An 18,909-nucleotide genomic window follows, 5' to 3' on the forward strand; every position below is an offset into this window, starting at 1 on the left:
GTCAAAAAATTTTTACTACTTTATAATCCACTATTATACCTGATCTGATGGAAAAGGAAAGATACGAACTGGCTCACACGTCAGTTTCATTCATTGAGTAATCGCCCACAAGAAAACGATTTTCAGGCCGGAAGGCCTGCCCATTCATCAACCGAAGCGGAAGACAATGTACATCGCATGGAGGGATGGGCCAAGCGAGCTCCTTTGACGACCTGCTCAGCGGAAAAACGAAAGACGCGGGGATACACAGGGGACACAAGTCTTACTTCATCGAAACACCCAGATGTTTGTCCCCTGCCCGCGTCTCGTTTTGGAGCGGACTTCATCTGCTTCTTTGCTGGGCGTCAAGCGAGCGAGCGGGCCCGATCTCCCATGCGTTTCGGACTTTGTCTACAAGCTGGAACTGGCTCACACGTCAGTTTGTCGTTATAATCGTTGTTATGGAATCCATTATGGAATACGCTATGGCAAAGAACTACGACAGGAGAATGAAGATGAGTCAAAAAAACCCCAAATGGGAACAAGAGATTGCCAGACGGCGCACCTTTGCGATTATCTCCCACCCGGACGCGGGCAAGACGACAATGACGGAAAAGCTGCTGTACTACGGCGGAGCGATCCGTGAGGCGGGGATGGTCAAGGGGCGGAAGAATTCCAAACACGCCACCTCCGACTGGATGGAAATTGAAAAGAAGCGCGGTATCTCCGTCACGTCCAGCGCGATGGATTTCGAATACAAGGGGCATCGCATCAACATTCTGGATACACCGGGCCACCAAGACTTCAGCGAGGACACGTACCGGACGCTGACGGCTGCTGACGCAGCGGTGATGATCATCGACGTGGCCAAAGGGGTAGAGGCGCAGACGATCAAGCTGTTCAAGGTTTGCCGGATGCGCGGCATCCCGATTTTTACCTTTATCAACAAGCTGGACCGACACGGCAAAGACCCGTTCGAGCTGCTGGAAGAAATTGAACGGGTGCTGGGCATCCGCTCCTACCCGATGAACTGGCCGATCGGCATGGGGAGCCACTTCAGCGGCGTGTATGACCGGATGAAATCGCGTGTGGAACTGTATGAAGACGGCTCGCAGCATGAGGACATCCGCTTCTTCGAGGTGAGCGGCCCGGACGATCCGCTGATCGGTGAACGCGTCGGTCAGGATTTGTGGCAGCAGCTTCAGGAGGAAATCGCCCTGCTTGACGTGGCGGGCGACGCCTTTGACATGGAGTTGATCGGCAAAGGAGAACTGACCCCCGTCTTTTTCGGCAGTGCGATCAGCAATTTCGGGGTGCAGACGTTCCTCGACAACTTTTTGCAAATGGCTCCGCCGCCGTCGCCCAAGAAGAGCAGTGTGGGCCTGATTGACCCATGCAGCAATCCGTTTTCCGGCTTTATTTTCAAAATCCAGGCCAACATGAATCCGGCGCACCGCGACCGTGTGGCGTTTCTGCGCATTTGCTCGGGTCGTTTTGAACGCGGCATGACCGTCCGACACGTGCGACTGGGAAAAGATATCAAGCTGGCCCAGCCGGTGCAGTTTATGGCCCAGGACCGGGAAATTGTCGAGGAGTCGTACGCCGGAGACGTCATCGGCCTGTTCGACCCGGGCATCTTCCAGATCGGCGACACGCTCTGCGTCGGGAAGCCGTTCGAGTATGAAGAGATGCCCCACTTTTCGCCGGAGTTTTTCTCCCGGGTAATGGTAAAGGACGCGATGAAGCACAAGCAGTTCCAAAAAGGGATCATGCAGTTGACGGAGGAAGGAACGGTGCAGCTGTTCCGCACCTACCCGATGGAGGAGCTGATTCTCGGCGTGGTCGGGGTGCTTCAGTTTGAAGTGCTGGAGTACCGGCTGAAAGCGGAGTACGGGGTGGAGATCACGCTGACCCGCCTGCCGTACCAGATCGCCCGCTGGCTGGAAGGAGACAAGGCGGCGCTGGACGCCTTGAAGAACAAAACGGTGACGGACCGTTACGGCCGGCCGGTGATGCTGTTTGAGAGCGAGTACCAACTGCGGATGGCGATGGAAAAGTATCCAAACATCAAGTTCCACGAAAGCTCGCTGGGATTGAAAACAGTGCATGCCTAGGCGGCAACGGTACGAGCAAACCAACAAAGCACATTCGCCCATATGGTGCGAATGACATGTCCGATACGGGAGACTCTCAACCGGGGGAGTCTCCTTTTCTAACACCTGATAATCCCGTCAAACGTGCCTTCCAGTACTTTTTTTCCCTCCTGGTTATAGCACTCCGCAGTGGCAGCGATTTCCGCCCGGCTTTCCTGCCGTTCGTAACGGGTGATGGTCACTTCACAGCGAATCGTGTCTCCCGTAAAGACCGGCCGGAGAAAGGTAAATGTCATGTTCCTGGCCAGAACATGCAGGTCCCCGCCAATTTTCGTCGGCAAGGTAGCGGTCAGTAAACCATGCACCACCAAACGCCCGTGTTCGTCCGGTGTAACATGGTGCGCGCCGTTGTCGCCGGAGATTCTGCAAAACTCCCGCACATCCTGCTCGGTAAATGTCCTCTCCCAGGTCAAGACATCGCCAGCCTGCATAAGCATCCTCCTTTTCTTCTGCGTCCGGTTGCAACTGTAGGAAATACCAATTGGTTGGATTGGGCGCTTGTCAATTTTGGTATTACACAAAATATTCTGTCTAAACGTCAACAAAGGGAACGCAACACCTCCCGAGGACATCACCATGATCCGAAAAACCAATCGGGTGCCTCCTGGTAAGACAGCTCCTTTCTATGTGGACGACCTGCGTCATATAGATGGGAGATAGAGAAGGGAGTGGAAGGAAATGCGGGTTCTCCTGTTTGTCGTCTTGTTTCTCGTATCGTTTGACATGCATGCGCAGACGCCACTGCTTGCGCCGTACATGCTCGTGCTGGGGGCGTCGGGGGCGATGATCGGCGTGGTTCTGGGGGCGTACGCGATCAGCAACCTGGCCGGCAACCTGATCGCCGGACCGTTTTTGGATCGCTTTCCGAAAAAGTGGTTTGTCGCCGGAGGGCTGCTCCTGGCCGGGCTGATCCTGAGCGGCCAGGGGGTGGTGCAGGCGCCGGAGCATTTCTTCGTGCTGCGCCTGATTTTGGGGTTTTTGATGGCGTTTGTCTCACCGGCCTGTTTTGCCATGCTGGGGGAAACCGGACAGACGAGGGCGGAACAGGGCGAACTGATGGCGAAAAACGGGATGGTGCTGACGACAGCGGCGATCGTCTCGCCTGCGGTGGGCAGCTTCCTGGCGGTACAGTTTGGTTACGGGCAGTCGTTTGTCATCCTGGGCGGCATCATGGGAGCTGCCGGGGTGTTTGCCCTGTTGGTCCTGCCCGGCCGCCGAGCGGGCGGCGGGAGCGCATCCGTCAGCGCTGCCAACAACGCCGACAATGCGGCCGTCGCTGCCCGCCTGCCGCAGATGTCTTCGCTGCTGGCCGTGGTGGCAAACCCGTACCTCTATCCCGCCTTTGTCGGCGGGTTTGCCGTCGTCTACGCACAGGGGGTGCTGATTTACGAGGTCCCCATGCTCATCCAACGGAGCGATCTGTCGCCTTCTGTGACGGGTATTTTGTTCAGTCTCAAGGGATTGGGGGCGCTGGCGGCGCTCAGCCAGTTCTGGCTGGCCCGCACGTCTCCGGAGCAGCGCACGCTCGTCGGCCTCTGCCTGATGAGTCTGCTTGCGTACGGGCTGGCGATTGGCCTGGATGTGTCGCTGTATGTGATGATGTTTCTGTTCGGCATCTGTTCCGGCCTTCTGTTCCCGGCCTTGTCCACTGTTTTGATGCTTCACGTGCCGCGCGAGCTGTACGGGAGCGCGTTCAGCCTGTTTTCCGCCGTCACCTCCGCCGGTGCCATTCTCAGCCCGATTGTGGCGGGCCTCATCGACAACTGGAACCACTCGTTCTTCATTGTCTTTTTTGTCACCGGCGGCGCGTTTTTGCTCGCCGGTCTGCACCGGCTGATCCGGCAGGGAGCGGCAACGCCGATTGATCGCTAAACGGGGGAAGGCGATCTCACTTCACAATGTCATCGGATGGAGTAGGTCCTTTTGCCACCGGCAGATCGTAGGAGCACCAGTCGCTCCAACTGCCGGGGTACAGTTTGGCGTCAGTCCGGCCGATGGAGTGCAGGGCCAGGAGATTGGTGCAAGCGGTCACGCCGGAGCCGCAGTAGACGATGATCTCCTGCCCGTCCAAGGGGGCAAACCGCTCCCGCAGCCGTTCAGGCGGCAGCATCGTGCCGTCCGCGGAAAGGTTGTCCTTGTAAAAGTAGTGCAGGGCGCCGGGAATGTGTCCCGCTTTTGGATCGAGCGGTTCCTGTTCGCCGCGGTAGCGTTCGCCGGCGCGGGAATCGATCAGCGCGGTATGTTCGCCGCGTTCCTGCACACTGCGGATGTCCGCCAGCATGTCCGGCTGCACCCGGGGGACAAAGGAGCGTGGAGCGGGAGTGGGCACATCGGCCGTCACCGGATAGCCAGCCTTCTTCCAGGCGGCAAATCCGCCGTCCAGCACGGCCGCCTTTTCGTGCCCCAGATAGCGGAGCAGCCACCAAAGCCGGCCGGCCATGGACATTTCCTGATCGTCGTAGGCGATCACGGTGACATTTTCGTCAATACCTGCGAGGGACAGGCGGGCGGCCAGCGCTTCCGGATCAGGCAGCGGATGGCGTCCGCCATGTGTCTGTTTGGGACCGGACAAGTCCCGCTCCAGATGGAAATAAAGGGCGCCGGGGATGTGCTCCTGCCGGTACTGCTCCTCGCCGAGAGCGGGGTTGTTCAGGGCAAAGCGGCAGTCGATGACGCTCAGCCGGTCGTCCTGGAGGTGTTCGTACAGCCAACGGGGAGTAACGAGCGGTTGCATGATTCACCCTACTTTCTTTTTTCTTCCATGATAGCAGATAGCCCGTTTACGTGAATCACTTTTCAGAAAAAAGAATCCGCACCGGCAGGAGAAGCGAACTGTACCTTTCGTCTGTTCGCCAGCGTCCGCTCGTTCCTTCTATTAATCGTTTCGTCCGCCCAAACTTACATATCGTGGTAAAAATGTTGTATTTTCCATGATCTGTATTATGTTTAAAGAGGGACGCGACATCGGACAGCGAGGCGGAACAGCAAAACGCTTCGCGTGGAATGAGGGAGGCCCAACCATGAAGATAGCAAAAATGAAGCCGTGGGAAGCGTATCGAGCCAGCCTGATTCTTTGCAACCATTTCTTTCAAACCGGCGATCTGACGTATCGGGCATGGATGAATCACCCGCTGAAAAAATTCCTGTTTCAATATCTGGTTTTTCCATTCGTCTGCATGCTGTTTTTTCAGGGGATAAAGCTGGTTGACGCTGAGAGTGGTTCGGAAATAGGCTTCATGTTTGTCATGTACCGGAATCAGGTTGCGATTGGGACGGACATCTTCATCCATCCGGAATATCAGGCAAAAGGAGCTGGATTCGCGTTCCTGGTTCGTTATGCCCAGTATGCACATCAGAAAGGACTGCGCTATTTTATCGGAAAAATCTCCAGTGAAAATAAACCATCATTAAAGCTCACTACGAAAAAGATGGGAATGACTCGCTATTACGATCGCGTCATACTCATCCCGGAGGCCAACATTCCAAAGCATGATTATGTATACAACCGGCTCCAGCTGAACCGATTGCCGAAGAAGGCGGTAAAGGAAGCGCTGCAATTCGTCGCCAACCAGATGTTTTCCCGACAGTTTCAAACACATGTCGAGGGAATGGGAGGCGTAATCGAGCCCCTGTGGCTGGGGGCCGTGCACGAGCTGCGTTATGAGGGGGAGTTGGTCGGCTACGCTTCCGTATCCACTACGGACAGTCATCCAATCGTCCGGATATGTTTTCTGCCGAAATGGTGGGAGAGCGAGTTGGAGACCGCATTCGTTTCCTATCTTGCACGAAAATTGATAACAAAACAGCAGGCGAAAAGCGGTTTGATCGGCGTCCAGGCAGGGTGTTCCGAGCATCACATGCAGCTGGCGGGCAAGCTGAAAGAACTCGGAGCAGAAGAAAAGGAGCACGCGGAAGTAGCTGTCGTCGGACTGTTCGAGCAATTGGCACAGCTGGGTGAACGAGAACAGGTCGCATCGTTTTCCTCCTAGCGAACATCCGCATGCTCTTGAAAGGAGGTGATAGGAATGAACAAAGAGCAACTCCTGAAAGCTGTTGCCAACCCTGCAGCTGCTGAAAAGAAAGCAGATGTTGGCACGATCATCTGGACTATTCGCTTGCTGTAATCGCAGGCGACAGACAGGATTGAACGTCAGGTTCAATCCTGTCTATCCCATACATAGGAGTGATTTGCGATGATTGGAATTTTGGTCAAAGACAACCGTGATTTGGCCGCCCAATTGGCGAATCATTATCAATTGTTCAATCTCTCCGCCCGTGTCATCGAATCGTTGGAAGAGCAGCGGTCGGAGATTGATTTGCTTGTTGTGGTCAATGCCGGTACGTTCGGCAGTCAGATAAACCAACTCATGCGAAAAGAAGGGAAACGCTGGCTTCATGTTCTATGGGACCGAGGGAGAGTGCTTGCAGGTCCCGTATTTCATCCTACGGAAGGTCCCTGCTTTGAGTGCCTGTCGCTTCGGATGAAAGCCAATATGGTCGAGGAGCCGGAACGTCCCGAGATTCCCGAATGCCTGGAAGAAAACGTGCGCCGGATGATGTGTGACGCTGTCGCATTGGAAACGTACAAATTTGTCTCCAAGGATCACCGCGCAGGGGCTGCCCATATTACGGACCAGATGTTGGAGATTGACTTTTTGACGCTTGAAGGGGAGCTTCATCCCGTCCTGCGTGTTCCAACCTGCCCTGTGTGTGGTGTGGAAACCCGCATCCATCAATATGTACAGCCGTGGATGACCCGCTTTTCGGAGGTTGGCTCATGAGCAGAAAGCGATTGGCAGGCGACTGGAAAGACGTTTCTTCTCTCGGTACGCTGCGTTCGGTTGTCAGTCGGTATGGCGGCATTGTGCGATGGTTCGCTGATTGCTTGAATGATCCCGGCGATCAAAAACTGTATGCGGCGATGGCGGCGCCCACCTACGCGAACGAATTGGTGCCTGGGATCAGCGGCAGCCCCGAGATTACGACGGGGGTTGGATTTACCCGGGAAGAAGCAAGACGTTCCGCTGTAGGGGAAGCCATCGAACGTTACTGCGGCTCGTACTACGTGCGTTCCGGAATGGCATTGGCTTCCTGGAGAGAACTGAAGGGAGCGGTTCATCCGGAGCGTTTTGCCTGGTTTCATCCGGATCAATATTTGCAAGAGGATTTTCCCTTTGTGCGGTTTACGGAGGACACCAAGGTGAGATGGGTGCCCGGATACAATTTGACACGGGGGCAAGAGGTATGGGTCCCGGCGGCAGCGGTATGGGAAAATTATCTTCCCGGCGAGGACGAAGCGCTCGTGTGGAGAGGGTTGACCACGGGACTTTCATGCGCCCCCACAGCGGAAGAAGCCGTATTGCGGGGGATATTGGAAATCGTCGAACGGGACTCGTATTCCATCATGTGGCACAACAAACTAAGTTTGCCCAGGCTGAATGTGGAAAGCAACAAGCGGCTTCATGAGATCTACCAACAGTATTTTGCCGCGGAACACTTCCGGTATCATCTGGTTGATACGACCACGACGCTTGGCATTCCTGCAGTTTGCGCCATCATGAAAGCGCCGAATGGACGAACCATTGTCGGAGCCGCTTCCCGCCCTTCCCTGGAGGAAGCATGCATCAAGGCGCTGTGTGAGATTGCGCAGCAGTGGATGGGATGCCGCTACCTTTCTACCAAATACATTCACTTTACCCTCACGCCTGACGAAGTTGAGGATTTCGTGCTGCGTCCGTTCTTCTATTGTGACGAGCTGAACCACAGCCATGCAGCATTCGTCTATCAGTCAACGGTCGAAAACGATGTGCCGGCGGGGAAATGGCTGTCCGAACTGAATGTGACGGAGGAGTTGGACAAGTGTATCGCAGCGCTGGAACGGAACGGACTAGAGGTGATTGCCGTCGACATTACATTGCCGGACGTCAGACAGCTCGGCTTGCACGTCTATCGGGTCATCGTTCCCGGGGCGGTCGACATTACGCGCAGTGAAAAGGAAAAGGTTGCGGGCGGAACCCGGCTTTATCAGGTGCCTGTTGAGATGGGATACCTGGACCGTCCCTACACATACCACAAATTGAATCCCATGCCACATCCCCTTCCGTAACAGAGCCGTTGGAGCTGGGAGGTTTTCGATGAAAAGAGGAATAGACTATTCTTTCCGTTTGATCGAGCACAATCGTTTGCACCCGGAACATGTGACTGCGTGGTATCACGAAAACAGCAAGCTGTTTCCCTCTGTATATTGGGCAAAAGAGGAAGCGAGAAAAGAACTGCTGTCGATTCTGCATGAACGATATCATGTGGAACACTCGTATAAAGATTATGGAATCGCAGAAGAATTGGACATAAACGAACGAGAGGAGCTTCCTTCCTCCATACGCTCCTTGAAAGACTTGGCGCCGCACGCTGCCGGGCTGAATGCCGTGGAACTCTATGCTGTGACAAGCAGTCATGGCGTCAATACCTTCTATTATTTTGATTTCCGCCGGTCAAAGCTGGTCCCGCTGCGCACTAGTTCCGATTCGTTTCTGCGTGACGCGCTGATCCATTCCGCCGAGGGGGAAGCGGATTCGGCCATCATCGTGACGGCCAATCTCGATCGAGGGATGCTGCTGCACGGAGAACGCGGTTATCGTGCGGTGCTGCTGCAGACTGGCAGAATGGTTGAAAAAATCACGACCCGGTGGGAGCGTGACCATATCCCGCATAAGGTGCATGTGGAATTTTTTGATGATCGCCTTCATGAGCGAATGGGGATCGACGGCTTTTACGAAGCGGTTTTTGCCGTGTTAACGGTGTTCAAACAGGGGGTAGACGCTTGAATGTTCAGGATCGGCCTGTCAACGACAATCTCCGGTTGGTAAACGTTGAGACAGGTAAATTTTTGACGTCAGCCTATTACGTTCTGTTTCGTGTCCCGCCTGACTGGCCGCTATGGTTTTGGAGCGGCATGATGGACAGCCTGGTCGCGATTCACTGTATACAGCATCCGGACAGTCGCAGGTGGGAACGGCCGGAGATTGTTGAGCACAGGTTTCAAGAGGCGAGTTATGTTGGGCTCAAGATGGAATCGCTGTCGAGCGGCGAACCATTTGGTACAGATGACAGCCATGTCCAATTCCTCCTGTCCGTCGTCTGTGCGCCGCTGATTAACCAGGAAGCGTACGTGAACTGGATGTCCGCAGCCCCCCGCAAGATCGCACGCAGAAGGATTCACGTCACGAGCGCAATCGACCCTGTCACCTCATCTTTGCTGCGTTTTCTGGACGCGGACGGCGACAAATGGGGAGACGAACTGTTGGATTGTTCTTTCATCGCACGGCAGTACGACCATCTTGTTCGGGAGGCTCCCGCTATCTGTTATGCAATTGGTACAGGCGATCCCGCCCAAAATTGGAGAGCGCTGCAGAGTTGGTGTGGAGAGCGTTCGCGGCTGTGGACTGCTGACGTTAAACAGGAAAGGACGGGAGTTGATCCGCGTGTTCCCGATCCCGTCTCCGGGACGGATGCCGGCGATTCCCATCTGATTGTCTTGCCATACCGGCTGACAGCGAAGAACCCCTCTTTGCCAGCGCGCATCAGCCTTCAGGTTGCCAATGCCCTGTTGGGCGGATGCTTCCACTCCAAGTTGATTTCCCGCATACGCAGAGAACTGGGGTTGGCTTACTTCGCGTTCTCCGTGTGGGATCAAACGACGGGAACAATCGTGATGGTGGCAGGGGCGGAGCCTGACAATCGCGATCAGGTGCGCGAAGAGATGGTGGGACAGCTCCACGCCCTGCAGCGAGGTGATTTTACCGATCGCGACCTGCAGGTGACCAAGCGGTTTCTGATCAGTGATGCGTGGTACACCATGGATGATTGTGATTCCATCGTCAGCTGTCATCTTGCTCATGTCGAGACAGGGGAACCATTCGAACCTGCATCCAGGGTTGCGCTTATTCAAGACGTGACCAAGCAGGATGTAATGGAGGCTGTGTCTTTCCTGGAACCTGTTCTGATGGAGGAGTAATATGAAGGCAATTCGAAATGGTTCCGATTGGCAATGTGTGGAGTGCCACAACGGGATGACCGTTCTGTTTATCGAAAAACCGCAATACTACTCCGCACACGTTCGGCTCGTGGTGAAGTACGGTTCGCTTCACCACCGGTTTTTTGACCCGATTTCATCCGCCACAGTGGTTCAACCCGAAGGTGTGGCGCATTTTCTTGAGCACGCCCTTTTTCCCAGTGAGGGCAATGACGCGTACGTTCAACTGGCTGAATACGGAGCCGATTTGCAGGCTTCCACCTATATTGACCGAACGGCCTTCTATTCCACCACCGTTGGAAACGTCATGGACACGGTGGGCTTTTTGCTGGAGTTGGCATTTCGTTCGAACATCACGGAAGACAGGATTCAGCTGGAAAAACAAGTCATTCAAAATGAAATGTTGATGTCTCAAGCAGATCCGGCTGAAGTGGCGAGACAAAACATGTTGAATGCCTTGTACTGGAACCATCCTGTCAAAAAGGACGTCAAAGGGACAGAGGAGTCTCTGTCGCAAATCACGCTCGACCATGTGCGAACGGCCCATTCCCTGTTTTACGTACCGCACAATTGTCTGCTTCTGGTCGCGGGGAATGTTCACATACACGATCTGGTGGAACGAGCAGAGCAAATGGTTTCCCGAAAGCCATTCGCCGCCACGGCAGATCTGCTTGAGTGGCGAGAACCGCCTAACGCCGTGCAGGACTTCTCGCATGCGGAAATGGGCTTGAATCAGGCGTACGTGCACGTCGGATACAAGCATGTCCATGCCGGTCTGACAGCAACCGCTCTGTTTCAGGAGGAGTTGGTCATTCGCATTTGTGCCGTGATGCTGGAACATGAATTGTACAATTTGCTCAACGAGAAGGAATTGACCGGTGATGATGGATCGGCTGACGCCATTAGGGTGAACTACTGCCGGGCAGCCGATGCCGGATATCTGGAGATCACTGCTCAGACCGATTCATGGGAATGGTTTCGTGAAGCTGTCATGCAGGCGGCAGAGCGGGTGAGAAATGCCCCATGGTCGGAATCGCTTGCGGATGACTGGAAAAAATTGTGGCTGCTGCGCTGCCAAAAAGAAGCAAATGACCTGAGCGTCTTGACGTATTATCTGGAAAAATGGTGGACAACGCTGGAGGGGTTTGATTTGGACCGCACCTTGAGGAACATTTCCGCACGACATCTCCGCGATGCGATCGAGCGCTTGCTAGTTCCGGAAAACATGGCAGTGAGCGTTGTTTGTTGACCATGATCAACATTCACCCAAATGAATGACGTCCCCGCTTGGAGTTACCGTTCAACACCCGGATGGATTGTGAGGAGAAAACATGAATGATCAGAAATATTCCATTGAACTCCTGAACCTGAAAAAACGATATGGAGATTTCGAAGCCGTTCACGATCTCACGCTGCACGTGAAAAAGGGAAGCATTTTTGCATTCCTGGGAAATAACGGTGCCGGGAAAACCACGACGATTAAAATGATGACCGGACAGCTGAGGCCGACGGGGGGAAAGGTGCATATCCTGGGCCAGGATATCTGGGAAGATCGCAAAGCGCGAAAACAGGTCGGGTATGTTCCTGACACCCCTCTGTTGCACGAAGGGCTGACGGCTCGTGAAATGCTGTGGTTCGTTGGCGGATTGTACGGGATTCCGCTTGAGACTGCCAGGCAGCGGGCTGATCAATTGCTGGGACAAATGGGGTTGTCGGAGCGAGCCGATGATTTGATTCGCGACTTTTCGTTGGGGATGAAACGGAAAATGGCGATTGCAGCCGCCTTGATCCACAAACCGGAAGTCTTGTTGCTGGACGAGGTCACCAACGGTCTGGACCCCAGAGCGAGCCGGGAAGTGAAGGAACTGATCAAGGAAGTTGCTCGCGAAGGATGTACCGTTTTCTTGACAACACACATCCTGGATATCGTGGAAGAATTGGCGGACACCATCGCGATTTTGCATAAAGGGCAATTGAAAATCCAGGGGACATTGGAGGAGCTGAGGTCTGTCGTCGAGATGCCCAACGCCACCCTTGAGCAAATCTTTTTGTCGTTGACCGGGGAAGAGGGACAAGGAGGGAGTCAGGCATGTCAGACCAGTTGAAATCCATCTGTTTGCTCTACCTGAAACCCCGTTGGAATACCGGTTTCCGCCACAGTCGTCTGAAACCTGCGCTGTGGATGCGGTTGAGCGAAGTGCTCGTTGCGTTTCTGCTGGTCGACCGTGTGGCTCATCTGCTGGTTAACTTTGATCTAACCGCCCTGCTGTATCTGGCAGCTGTTGAGGCCATGCTGGTAGGAAGTTTGCGCCTGTTTTTTGACGTCTCGTCCCAAATGTACCAGCATCGGCTCATGCCTCTCATCGTCGCCTCGGGAGCCCCGCCTTTTCTCCACCTGACCGGCATGTGGCTTGCTTCCCTGCCGATGATGGGATGGTCCGCCCTGATTTTCTCCTATGCGTTGACGGGGAATTTTCAGGGGCTCGATCGCATAACCTCCATGGCGGCCGTTTTTGCGGTGTCGTTTGCGGCCAACGCCCTCTGGGAGCTGTTGGGCCGTTTGTATCTGGCCGTCTTTGTGTACCTTCAGCCGCGGCTCGTGAAGATGCTGTTTGGCTTGTCCATTGTAGGCTTTATCGCCGTAATTGCAGGGGTGGCTTACCTGCTGGTGCGGATGCCGATGTTCGCGTCGGCTGATGTTGCAGCACTGGAGCGGTATACGTTGTACGCGATGGGCATCCTCGGCATCCCCGGACTGGTATTGGCGCTGATGCCTCGCAGGGTAGGGACGTGGTATGTAGACGGGTGGCTTCGCATGCAGGAGACCGGACACACGGTACGGTCCACCAAGTCCGGTTTTGTTCGCATCGTTCCCGGAATTCCCGGAACAATTCAGGCGAAGGATGTGGCCGTCATCTGGCGGAATCCGATCACCAAAATCCGCTTGATCGTATGGGGAGTGTTATTGCTTGGCCTTGCCTGGTTGATCAGCAGTCATACAAATGACGGTCAATTCGCGTTCTGGGGCGTGTCGGTTGCCGCCAGCTCGCTGATTCCCTTCATCTCCGTATTCCTTTCCGTTCTGGTCTTTGGTGAGATTGCCGTCACGCTGTATACAGCTGAACGGGAATGCGTGTATCTGTATCAGGTGGCTGGCATTTCCTACACCTCGCTGGTGGCTGGCAAAGCAGCCAGTGCATCGCTCCTGATCACCTTGCCGGCGCTCATCGGCAGTCTCCTGTTGGGCGTTTGCACGAAACAGCCGGGCTGGGCAATTGCTGCCGGGCTGGGCAATACTTTGCTGATCTCCACGCTTACCGTTTTGCTTAAGGTAGGCATTCTCATCTTCGACAAGAGCGGCCTGAAAAAACAGGTCATGGAAGAGCAGTCCGGTCAACAGGTGATGCTGGAACAGGTTCCCCGTTCGCTCCTGTCGGCGGTGGCCTTTTGGGGGGCACTGTTTTATATCGGGGCCTTCTGGAAAGTATGGACGGATATGTGGCTGGAACCCGCGCTCATTTGGGCCGTGTTTGCCGCTCCGCCGTTGATCTTGTTGGTATTGGGCAGAAAGAGAGGGTTCGTTCAATGATTGTGGATCAAGAGGGATGGGTCGAGGTAAACGGCAAGAAGATCAGGGTGGAAGAATTAATCCGCGCCTGGAAAGATCCCGACTACCGCTCGCAGTTGTCTCACCTCCTCGGACGAGTTCCGCACCCCTCCGGGTACCCGTTGGATGAACTCAGTGAGGAGATTCTGGATCAGGAATAGAAGAGGGGTGAATCGATGAAAACAAAATGGCTGGCAGCATCCTATCCGGAGGATTTTTCTGGTGTCGGGCAATCAAATGTTGATACGGCAGGTGACTTCGACCGGGGATGGGAGGACATTCTGGAAACCATTGCTAATCGACCCGAGTTCCATTCCGCCGTATCGCTGACGCCTCTTCCCGGAAACGAGGACGCAAGCCTTCCGTTTCTTTCGTTTGTGGAACCTTTTTTGCATCTTGCGCGCGAACGATGGACGGAAGCAATCCCCGAACTGGGGTTTGGACCAGAAACAGTGGAAGTGGATCAGCTGTCATTGGTAAACAGCTTGCTGGTCGCCTTGGGAGAACAACTGCATGACATTGCGTCGAGAGCATTGGCCATGGAGCTGCATATCGCTGATTTGACCAACGAACTAACGGGGCAGACCGCCTCCGAGCGGCTCCATTCATTTGCGGAAAGCAAGCTGCGTGATCCGAAATTTTTCCGGGCGACGTTGGAGGAGTATCCGGTATTGGGGAGACTGTTGGCGACGCGTACGCTGTACTGGATTCAGTTTTCGCTGGAAGCCCTGAGCCACTTCGTCCAGCATTTCCCTAACATCCAGGCACTGATGGACGGGACGTTTGGCAAGCTGGCGGAGGTGCGCGGGGGAGTATCCGACCCCCATAACCGCGGCAGAAGCGTACTGTTTTTTGTGTCGAACAGCGATCAAATCGTCGTCTACAAACCGCGGTCAATGGCTGTGGATGTATGTGTTCAATCCCTGTTGGCATACTTGAACGACCAAGGATTCCCCTGCCCGTTTTACGTCCAACGCGTTCTGGATTGTGAAGTGTGCGGCTGGGTGCCGTATGTTGAACCGAAGGAATGCCAGTCTGTGGAGGAAGTGCAGCGATTTTTCTTCAGACAGGGGGCCTATTTGGCCATCTGGCATCTGTTGGACGGAAATGATTTTCATGCGGAAAATGTGATCGCGCACGGGGAACATCCCCTTTATATCGATGTGGAGACGCTGTTCCAAACGCCGTTTTTCCAATTTGACAGCGGTACAGCCGAAGGAATCGCCAGCCAGTATCTGTTCGATTCCCCCCTGCGGACAGGACTGCTGCCCGTCTTGGCTTATCCGTCCGAGGGGCAGCCGGGGGTGGAATTCAGCGGTCTGGGCGGCGATGAGTCGGAAGTCACGTATTCAGTGGAATGGCTGGATACGGAAGGGGACGATCTTCCCGTATTCAGGCGCTCTTCCTTCCCCTTGCCTCCGTTTGACAATTTGCCCATGTTGGACGGCAAGAGGATGAAGGCCGTCGACTTTCTGTCGTTTATTGAAAAGGGATTTGAATGGATATACCGCTTCTTCGCTGAACGCAAACAGGAGTTGACAGCTCAAGGGGGAATATTGGACCGGTTCCGCCGCGTTCGCATTCGCTATGTGATCCGTTCCACCCAACACTATTACAATTTTCTGCAGGCGGGGAATCACCCTGACTACCTGAAAAGCGGACGGGATCGCGAAAAGCTGCTGGATCGACTGTACCTCGGGACAAAGCGATATCCGCTGCGAAAGCAATTTGTTCCGCATGAAAAACGGGACCTGCTGTACGGAGACGTCCCCTTGTTCACGACCCAACCGGACTCCAGGGACGTCCAAGACGCGCAAGGCAGATGCGTGGTCACCATGTCGCAAGCAAGCGGGTGGGATCGCGTGATGCGCCGCTTGGATCTGCTGGGGGAAGACGATCTGGCAAAATCCCTTGCCATCATCCGGAAGACGATCCTTTCCACCAAACGTGAGCGCATGGACGTGCAGGGGGGAGGTGGAGACAGCCGGCCGACAGCGGTCGAAGTGAGCGGGGGGGACGTGCTCGGGTGTTTGCGGGGAATTGCCAACCACCTGGTTGATCAGGCTTTTTGGAATCCGCTTCGTACGGAAGCCACCTGGATTGGCTTTCAGTGCAACCGGTTCGGTCAGTGGAGTTACGATGTGCTTGATGGGTCCCTCTCCGACGGATTGGTCGGTCTGTCGCTGTTGTTGGTGGGTACAGGGACGATGTTGAAGGAAGGGAGCTATATCGACACAGGCCTGGCTGCGTTTCACACGCTCCTGGGCAGCAAGCGTCCCATCCGCCGGGCGGATGTCCTGTATGGAAGCGTGATGCTGCACCGTTTTCTCGGAGACGTTCGCTATGCGGAATGGGCGAGAGAGCAGGCAGGGTTGCTGATACGCGAGGTGCGGGAAAACCGTTTGGAGAACGTTGTGTCCTTGTTTGAAGCGGCGAAGGCATCTGTGTGTTATTGGGAAGCGGATCAAACGGAGGCGGCGCGTACGGCGGTGAACGAAATCGCCGCGCGCTTGTATCAAAAACTGCTGCAGGACGGCCAGGGCAAGGAATGGGTTCTCCCGTTGGTCAAACGTCTGGAACGACTGGGAGTGGCATCTGCGGGCGCGTTGAATTTAGAGCGTCCGTCCCTGCACAACCTTTCCCAGTGGGAGCGGCTCCATGTACTTGCAGATTGCCTTGGCTTGGGCGGAGAGCCAGGCGCCTGCTTCAAATCCATAGAAGGAGAAATTGCAGAAGGAGAATTTCAACAGCTTGCTCAGCAATCCTTGCCCAATGATGGATATGCGAGCGGAACGGCCGGAGCGGTAGAAGTGCTTCTCCTCGGCGGACAGTGTTTCAATGACCCCGATTGCATCCGCCAGGCAGCAAAACTTGCTCAAAAGTTGGCCGCTCGAACAGGCTGGACGTTTGATTCTCCGTCCTCATCCGATACACCCGGCTTATACCGGGGGGTGTCGGGAATCGCATACGCGCTGTTGCGTTCATCATTCCCGGAAAAGGTTCCTCCTTTTGCCCTTTACATGTAGGTCATGGAGAAAATGCTTCCTCGATGCTGGTTGATGGGGCGGATAACAGTTCCTGTCATGATGGAGTGCAAACGGGCGGAAATCACCAATCGGTGTGTGGATATATGAAGAAAATTATGAAGAAATTATGAAGAAGTAATGTTTGGGAAATATATGCTGGACTAGAAAATATTGAGAATGATAGAATTTGAAGAGGAAAAAAAAGACTCTGGTTCATAGGATGGAGTTGAGACCAAAGGGGTAATGAGGCATGTATGTGGACATGTATTTTACAGCGATCGTCGCTCATCAGGACCCAGAGACATGTGAATTCCTCTCCAATTTATTGACAGAAAGGATGTGGGGAGTTACCGGGATTGCGACAACAGGACAGGAGGCGATTGATGCAGTATTTCGGAACAAAGCGGATATCGTGTTTCTCGATCCTGAATTGCGTGATCAAAATGGGGCCTATGTGGCCCAACAACTTGCTACGTTGTTTCCGCATACGGAATCAGTTCTGGTGCTGGCCGAATCCACCCACCCATCTTGGGCGTTTGAAATTGATGCGGTCGATTACATCGTAAAGCCCTTTGAACGGGAGAGGCTGCACAAGAGTCTCTACAAGATTGAGTGCTATCTCTTCGGGAAAAGGGCGGACCCTCGTTTTGTAAGCAGTTTTATCGGCATCCGCAACAACAATGAGATTGAGTTTATTGATCAGCGCGACATCGTCTTGATTTCATCCGAAAAACGGGTAACCAAAATCTACCTTCACTCCCCTGAACGCCGCAGAGTAATAAAAGTTTCCGAAAGCTTGTGTTCATTTGAAAAACGCTTGCATGCGACAAGCTTTTTTCGGACTCACCGCAGTTATCTGATCAATTTGCGATATCTTCACAAAATTTATCCATCAGGCCAAACGTATATCGCCACCTTTAAAGGTTTGCAGGAGATTGCATACGTAAGCAAAAACAAAATCGGAACGTTGTACAAAATGGTCAACATTGGCTAGCTCGTCTACATTGGCAAAAAATCGTCAGGATGCTGACGAGCTGTGAGATGATGCCAACACACCAGGGAAGTGCTGCGGGAACTGAAGTATTCAGAAGAAGCAATCCGGGAGCTGGAGGAGAACCAGATCATCTGACAGCATCCTCGTCCACACCACGGACGTTGACTGCAAACGGAGCCCCCTTTCTGAGGGAAAGGGGGCTGTTCACTGTTGAAGCCGGGTTGTTAACTGCTGAAAAAACCGCTGTGGCTGCTGTGTTTGCGGCGGTAGTGCTTATGGCCGTAAGAAGTGTGCCCAAAATGGCCGAAGTGGCCGCGGTGGCGGTAATCACTGCTGCTGTAGCGGCGGTATCCGCCTGTTTTCATCAGCAGACCGGCCCCTTTTTTCAGCAGGGCGATCACCACGATTGCTGCAATGATCAACAGCAGAAGGCCGATGCCGAGTATGGTGAGAATGATGGACATGCTCATCGTCTCCTTGTCATGGGGGTCTACCTGTATGTACGAACAGGCGGGCGCCCGGTTTCAGAAGGACGACGAGCTTACGATTTCGCTTGCAGATAGCGTTCGTACGGTGTGTAATCGATCTGTTTTTTCTGCAGGTGCTGAATCAGCCACTTGTGATCCCGCTTCGGCGTGGCGATGATGTAGCCTTTGACGATCAGCTCGGTGGTGATGGTCGTCGCCTTTTCCTCCAGGGCGAGCTGGCCGATCTTCGCCGCGATCGAGCGGCGGGCCACATCGCGGAACAGATTCGGCACCGGTTCCACCAGTTCGTTGAGCAGGGCAAGCCCTTCATCCGTCCACATGGAGCGGGTCTGTTCGATATAGTAGTCCTGCCAGTCCAGCTCCGATTTGCCGTCTTGTTTTGGCATGGATTTCAGGAACTTGCGGAACATGAAAAACCCGCCGATGCCCATCAGCATGACCAGCACAAACGACCAGCCGATGATAAACAAGGAAAAACCCGTGGACATTTGCATTGCGTATGCAACCCCTCAATCCAGTTCTTCTAAGCGCAACTATAGCGCATTTCACGCGTTCCAACAAATCTTTTTTCCACACGTCGTGCGCCATTCCCGAAAGTACCTGGTTACAGCGTACTGGAAGCGCAGGATG

17 protein-coding genes are annotated in these 18,909 nt (G+C 54.2%); 13 read left to right on the forward strand and 4 right to left on the reverse strand.

Features of this window, described 5'->3' with window-relative positions:
• Window positions 1-494: 494 nt before the first annotated feature.
• The gene (locus IRT44_RS13235; protein WP_230076806.1) at window positions 495-2,093 is read left to right on the forward strand and encodes a peptide chain release factor 3; all 1,599 of its coding nucleotides are present in this window, start codon (window positions 495-497) and stop codon (window positions 2,091-2,093) included.
• Window positions 2,094-2,191: 98 nt separating this feature from the next.
• On the opposite strand, the gene IRT44_RS13240 is transcribed toward IRT44_RS13235, so the two are convergent.
• Window positions 2,192-2,569 carry a MaoC family dehydratase gene (locus IRT44_RS13240; RefSeq protein WP_212132797.1) on the reverse strand — a complete coding sequence of 126 codons (378 nt, stop codon included), beginning with the start codon at window positions 2,567-2,569 and terminating at the stop codon, window positions 2,192-2,194.
• Between the two features lie 241 nt (window positions 2,570-2,810).
• Between IRT44_RS13240 and IRT44_RS13245 the strand changes: the two genes are divergently transcribed.
• A complete protein-coding gene (locus IRT44_RS13245) occupies window positions 2,811-4,004 on the forward strand; it encodes an MFS transporter (RefSeq protein WP_230076807.1) in 1,194 nt (397 codons plus the stop codon).
• Between the two features lie 16 nt (window positions 4,005-4,020).
• Here the strand turns inward: IRT44_RS13245 and IRT44_RS13250 are convergent, their stop codons facing one another.
• A complete protein-coding gene (locus tag IRT44_RS13250; protein ID WP_230076808.1) occupies window positions 4,021-4,866 on the reverse strand; it encodes a sulfurtransferase in 846 nt (281 codons plus the stop codon).
• A gap of 286 nt (window positions 4,867-5,152) precedes the next feature.
• Here IRT44_RS13250 and IRT44_RS13255 point away from each other — a divergent pair, with 286 nt between their 5' ends.
• The 11 genes from IRT44_RS13255 to IRT44_RS13305 all read left to right on the forward strand — a co-directional run bounded on the left by IRT44_RS13255 (window position 5,153) and on the right by IRT44_RS13305 (window position 17,791).
• Window positions 5,153-6,121 carry a GNAT family N-acetyltransferase gene (locus IRT44_RS13255; protein ID WP_212132798.1) on the forward strand — a complete coding sequence of 323 codons (969 nt, stop codon included), beginning with the start codon at window positions 5,153-5,155 and terminating at the stop codon, window positions 6,119-6,121.
• A gap of 204 nt (window positions 6,122-6,325) precedes the next feature.
• Window positions 6,326-6,913 carry a TOMM precursor leader peptide-binding protein gene (locus IRT44_RS13260; RefSeq protein WP_230076809.1) on the forward strand — a complete coding sequence of 196 codons (588 nt, stop codon included), beginning with the start codon at window positions 6,326-6,328 and terminating at the stop codon, window positions 6,911-6,913.
• On the forward strand, window positions 6,910-8,238 hold the full coding sequence (locus IRT44_RS13265; RefSeq protein ID WP_230076810.1) for a YcaO-like family protein: 1,329 nt from the start codon (window positions 6,910-6,912) through the stop codon (window positions 8,236-8,238). Before IRT44_RS13260 ends, IRT44_RS13265 begins: the two co-directional genes overlap by 4 nt.
• 28 nt (window positions 8,239-8,266) lie before the next feature.
• Window positions 8,267-8,956 carry a nitroreductase family protein gene (locus tag IRT44_RS13270; RefSeq protein ID WP_230076811.1) on the forward strand — a complete coding sequence of 230 codons (690 nt, stop codon included), beginning with the start codon at window positions 8,267-8,269 and terminating at the stop codon, window positions 8,954-8,956.
• Window positions 8,953-10,146, forward strand: coding sequence for an insulinase family protein (locus tag IRT44_RS13275; protein WP_230076812.1), 1,194 nt, complete (start codon window positions 8,953-8,955; stop codon window positions 10,144-10,146). The genes IRT44_RS13270 and IRT44_RS13275 overlap by 4 nt, the downstream gene beginning before the upstream one ends.
• Window position 10,147: 1 nt before the next feature.
• Window positions 10,148-11,413 (forward strand): M16 family metallopeptidase, encoded by a 1,266-nt coding sequence (locus IRT44_RS13280; protein WP_230076813.1) that lies wholly within the window; start codon window positions 10,148-10,150, stop codon window positions 11,411-11,413.
• 82 nt (window positions 11,414-11,495) lie between these two features.
• Window positions 11,496-12,269: an ABC transporter ATP-binding protein gene (locus IRT44_RS13285; RefSeq protein ID WP_171566540.1), complete on the forward strand. Its 774-nt coding sequence runs from the start codon at window positions 11,496-11,498 to the stop codon at window positions 12,267-12,269.
• A complete protein-coding gene (locus IRT44_RS13290; protein WP_230076814.1) occupies window positions 12,254-13,753 on the forward strand; it encodes a hypothetical protein in 1,500 nt (499 codons plus the stop codon). Before IRT44_RS13285 ends, IRT44_RS13290 begins: the two co-directional genes overlap by 16 nt.
• Window positions 13,750-13,932, forward strand: coding sequence for a mersacidin/lichenicidin family type 2 lantibiotic (locus IRT44_RS13295; RefSeq protein WP_212132806.1), 183 nt, complete (start codon window positions 13,750-13,752; stop codon window positions 13,930-13,932). The genes IRT44_RS13290 and IRT44_RS13295 overlap by 4 nt, the downstream gene beginning before the upstream one ends.
• 15 nt (window positions 13,933-13,947) lie before the next feature.
• Window positions 13,948-16,797 (forward strand): type 2 lanthipeptide synthetase LanM, encoded by a 2,850-nt coding sequence (lanM, locus tag IRT44_RS13300; protein WP_230076815.1) that lies wholly within the window; start codon window positions 13,948-13,950, stop codon window positions 16,795-16,797.
• A gap of 250 nt (window positions 16,798-17,047) precedes the next feature.
• Window positions 17,048-17,791 (forward strand): LytR/AlgR family response regulator transcription factor, encoded by a 744-nt coding sequence (locus IRT44_RS13305; RefSeq protein WP_230076816.1) that lies wholly within the window; start codon window positions 17,048-17,050, stop codon window positions 17,789-17,791.
• A 224-nt stretch (window positions 17,792-18,015) separates the two neighbouring features.
• Here the strand turns inward: IRT44_RS13305 and IRT44_RS13310 are convergent, their stop codons facing one another.
• Window positions 18,016-18,255: a hypothetical protein gene (locus IRT44_RS13310; RefSeq protein ID WP_171566545.1), complete on the reverse strand. Its 240-nt coding sequence runs from the start codon at window positions 18,253-18,255 to the stop codon at window positions 18,016-18,018.
• Window positions 18,256-18,332: 77 nt separating this feature from the next.
• Complete coding sequence (locus IRT44_RS13315) at window positions 18,333-18,767, reverse strand: DUF2621 domain-containing protein (RefSeq protein ID WP_171566554.1); 435 nt, start codon at window positions 18,765-18,767, stop codon at window positions 18,333-18,335.
• Between the last annotated feature and the right edge of the window lie 142 nt (window positions 18,768-18,909).

Source organism: Brevibacillus sedimenti (genome assembly GCF_020923495.1).
In the GTDB taxonomy this organism is placed as follows: domain Bacteria; phylum Bacillota; class Bacilli; order Brevibacillales; family Brevibacillaceae; genus Brevibacillus; species Brevibacillus aydinogluensis.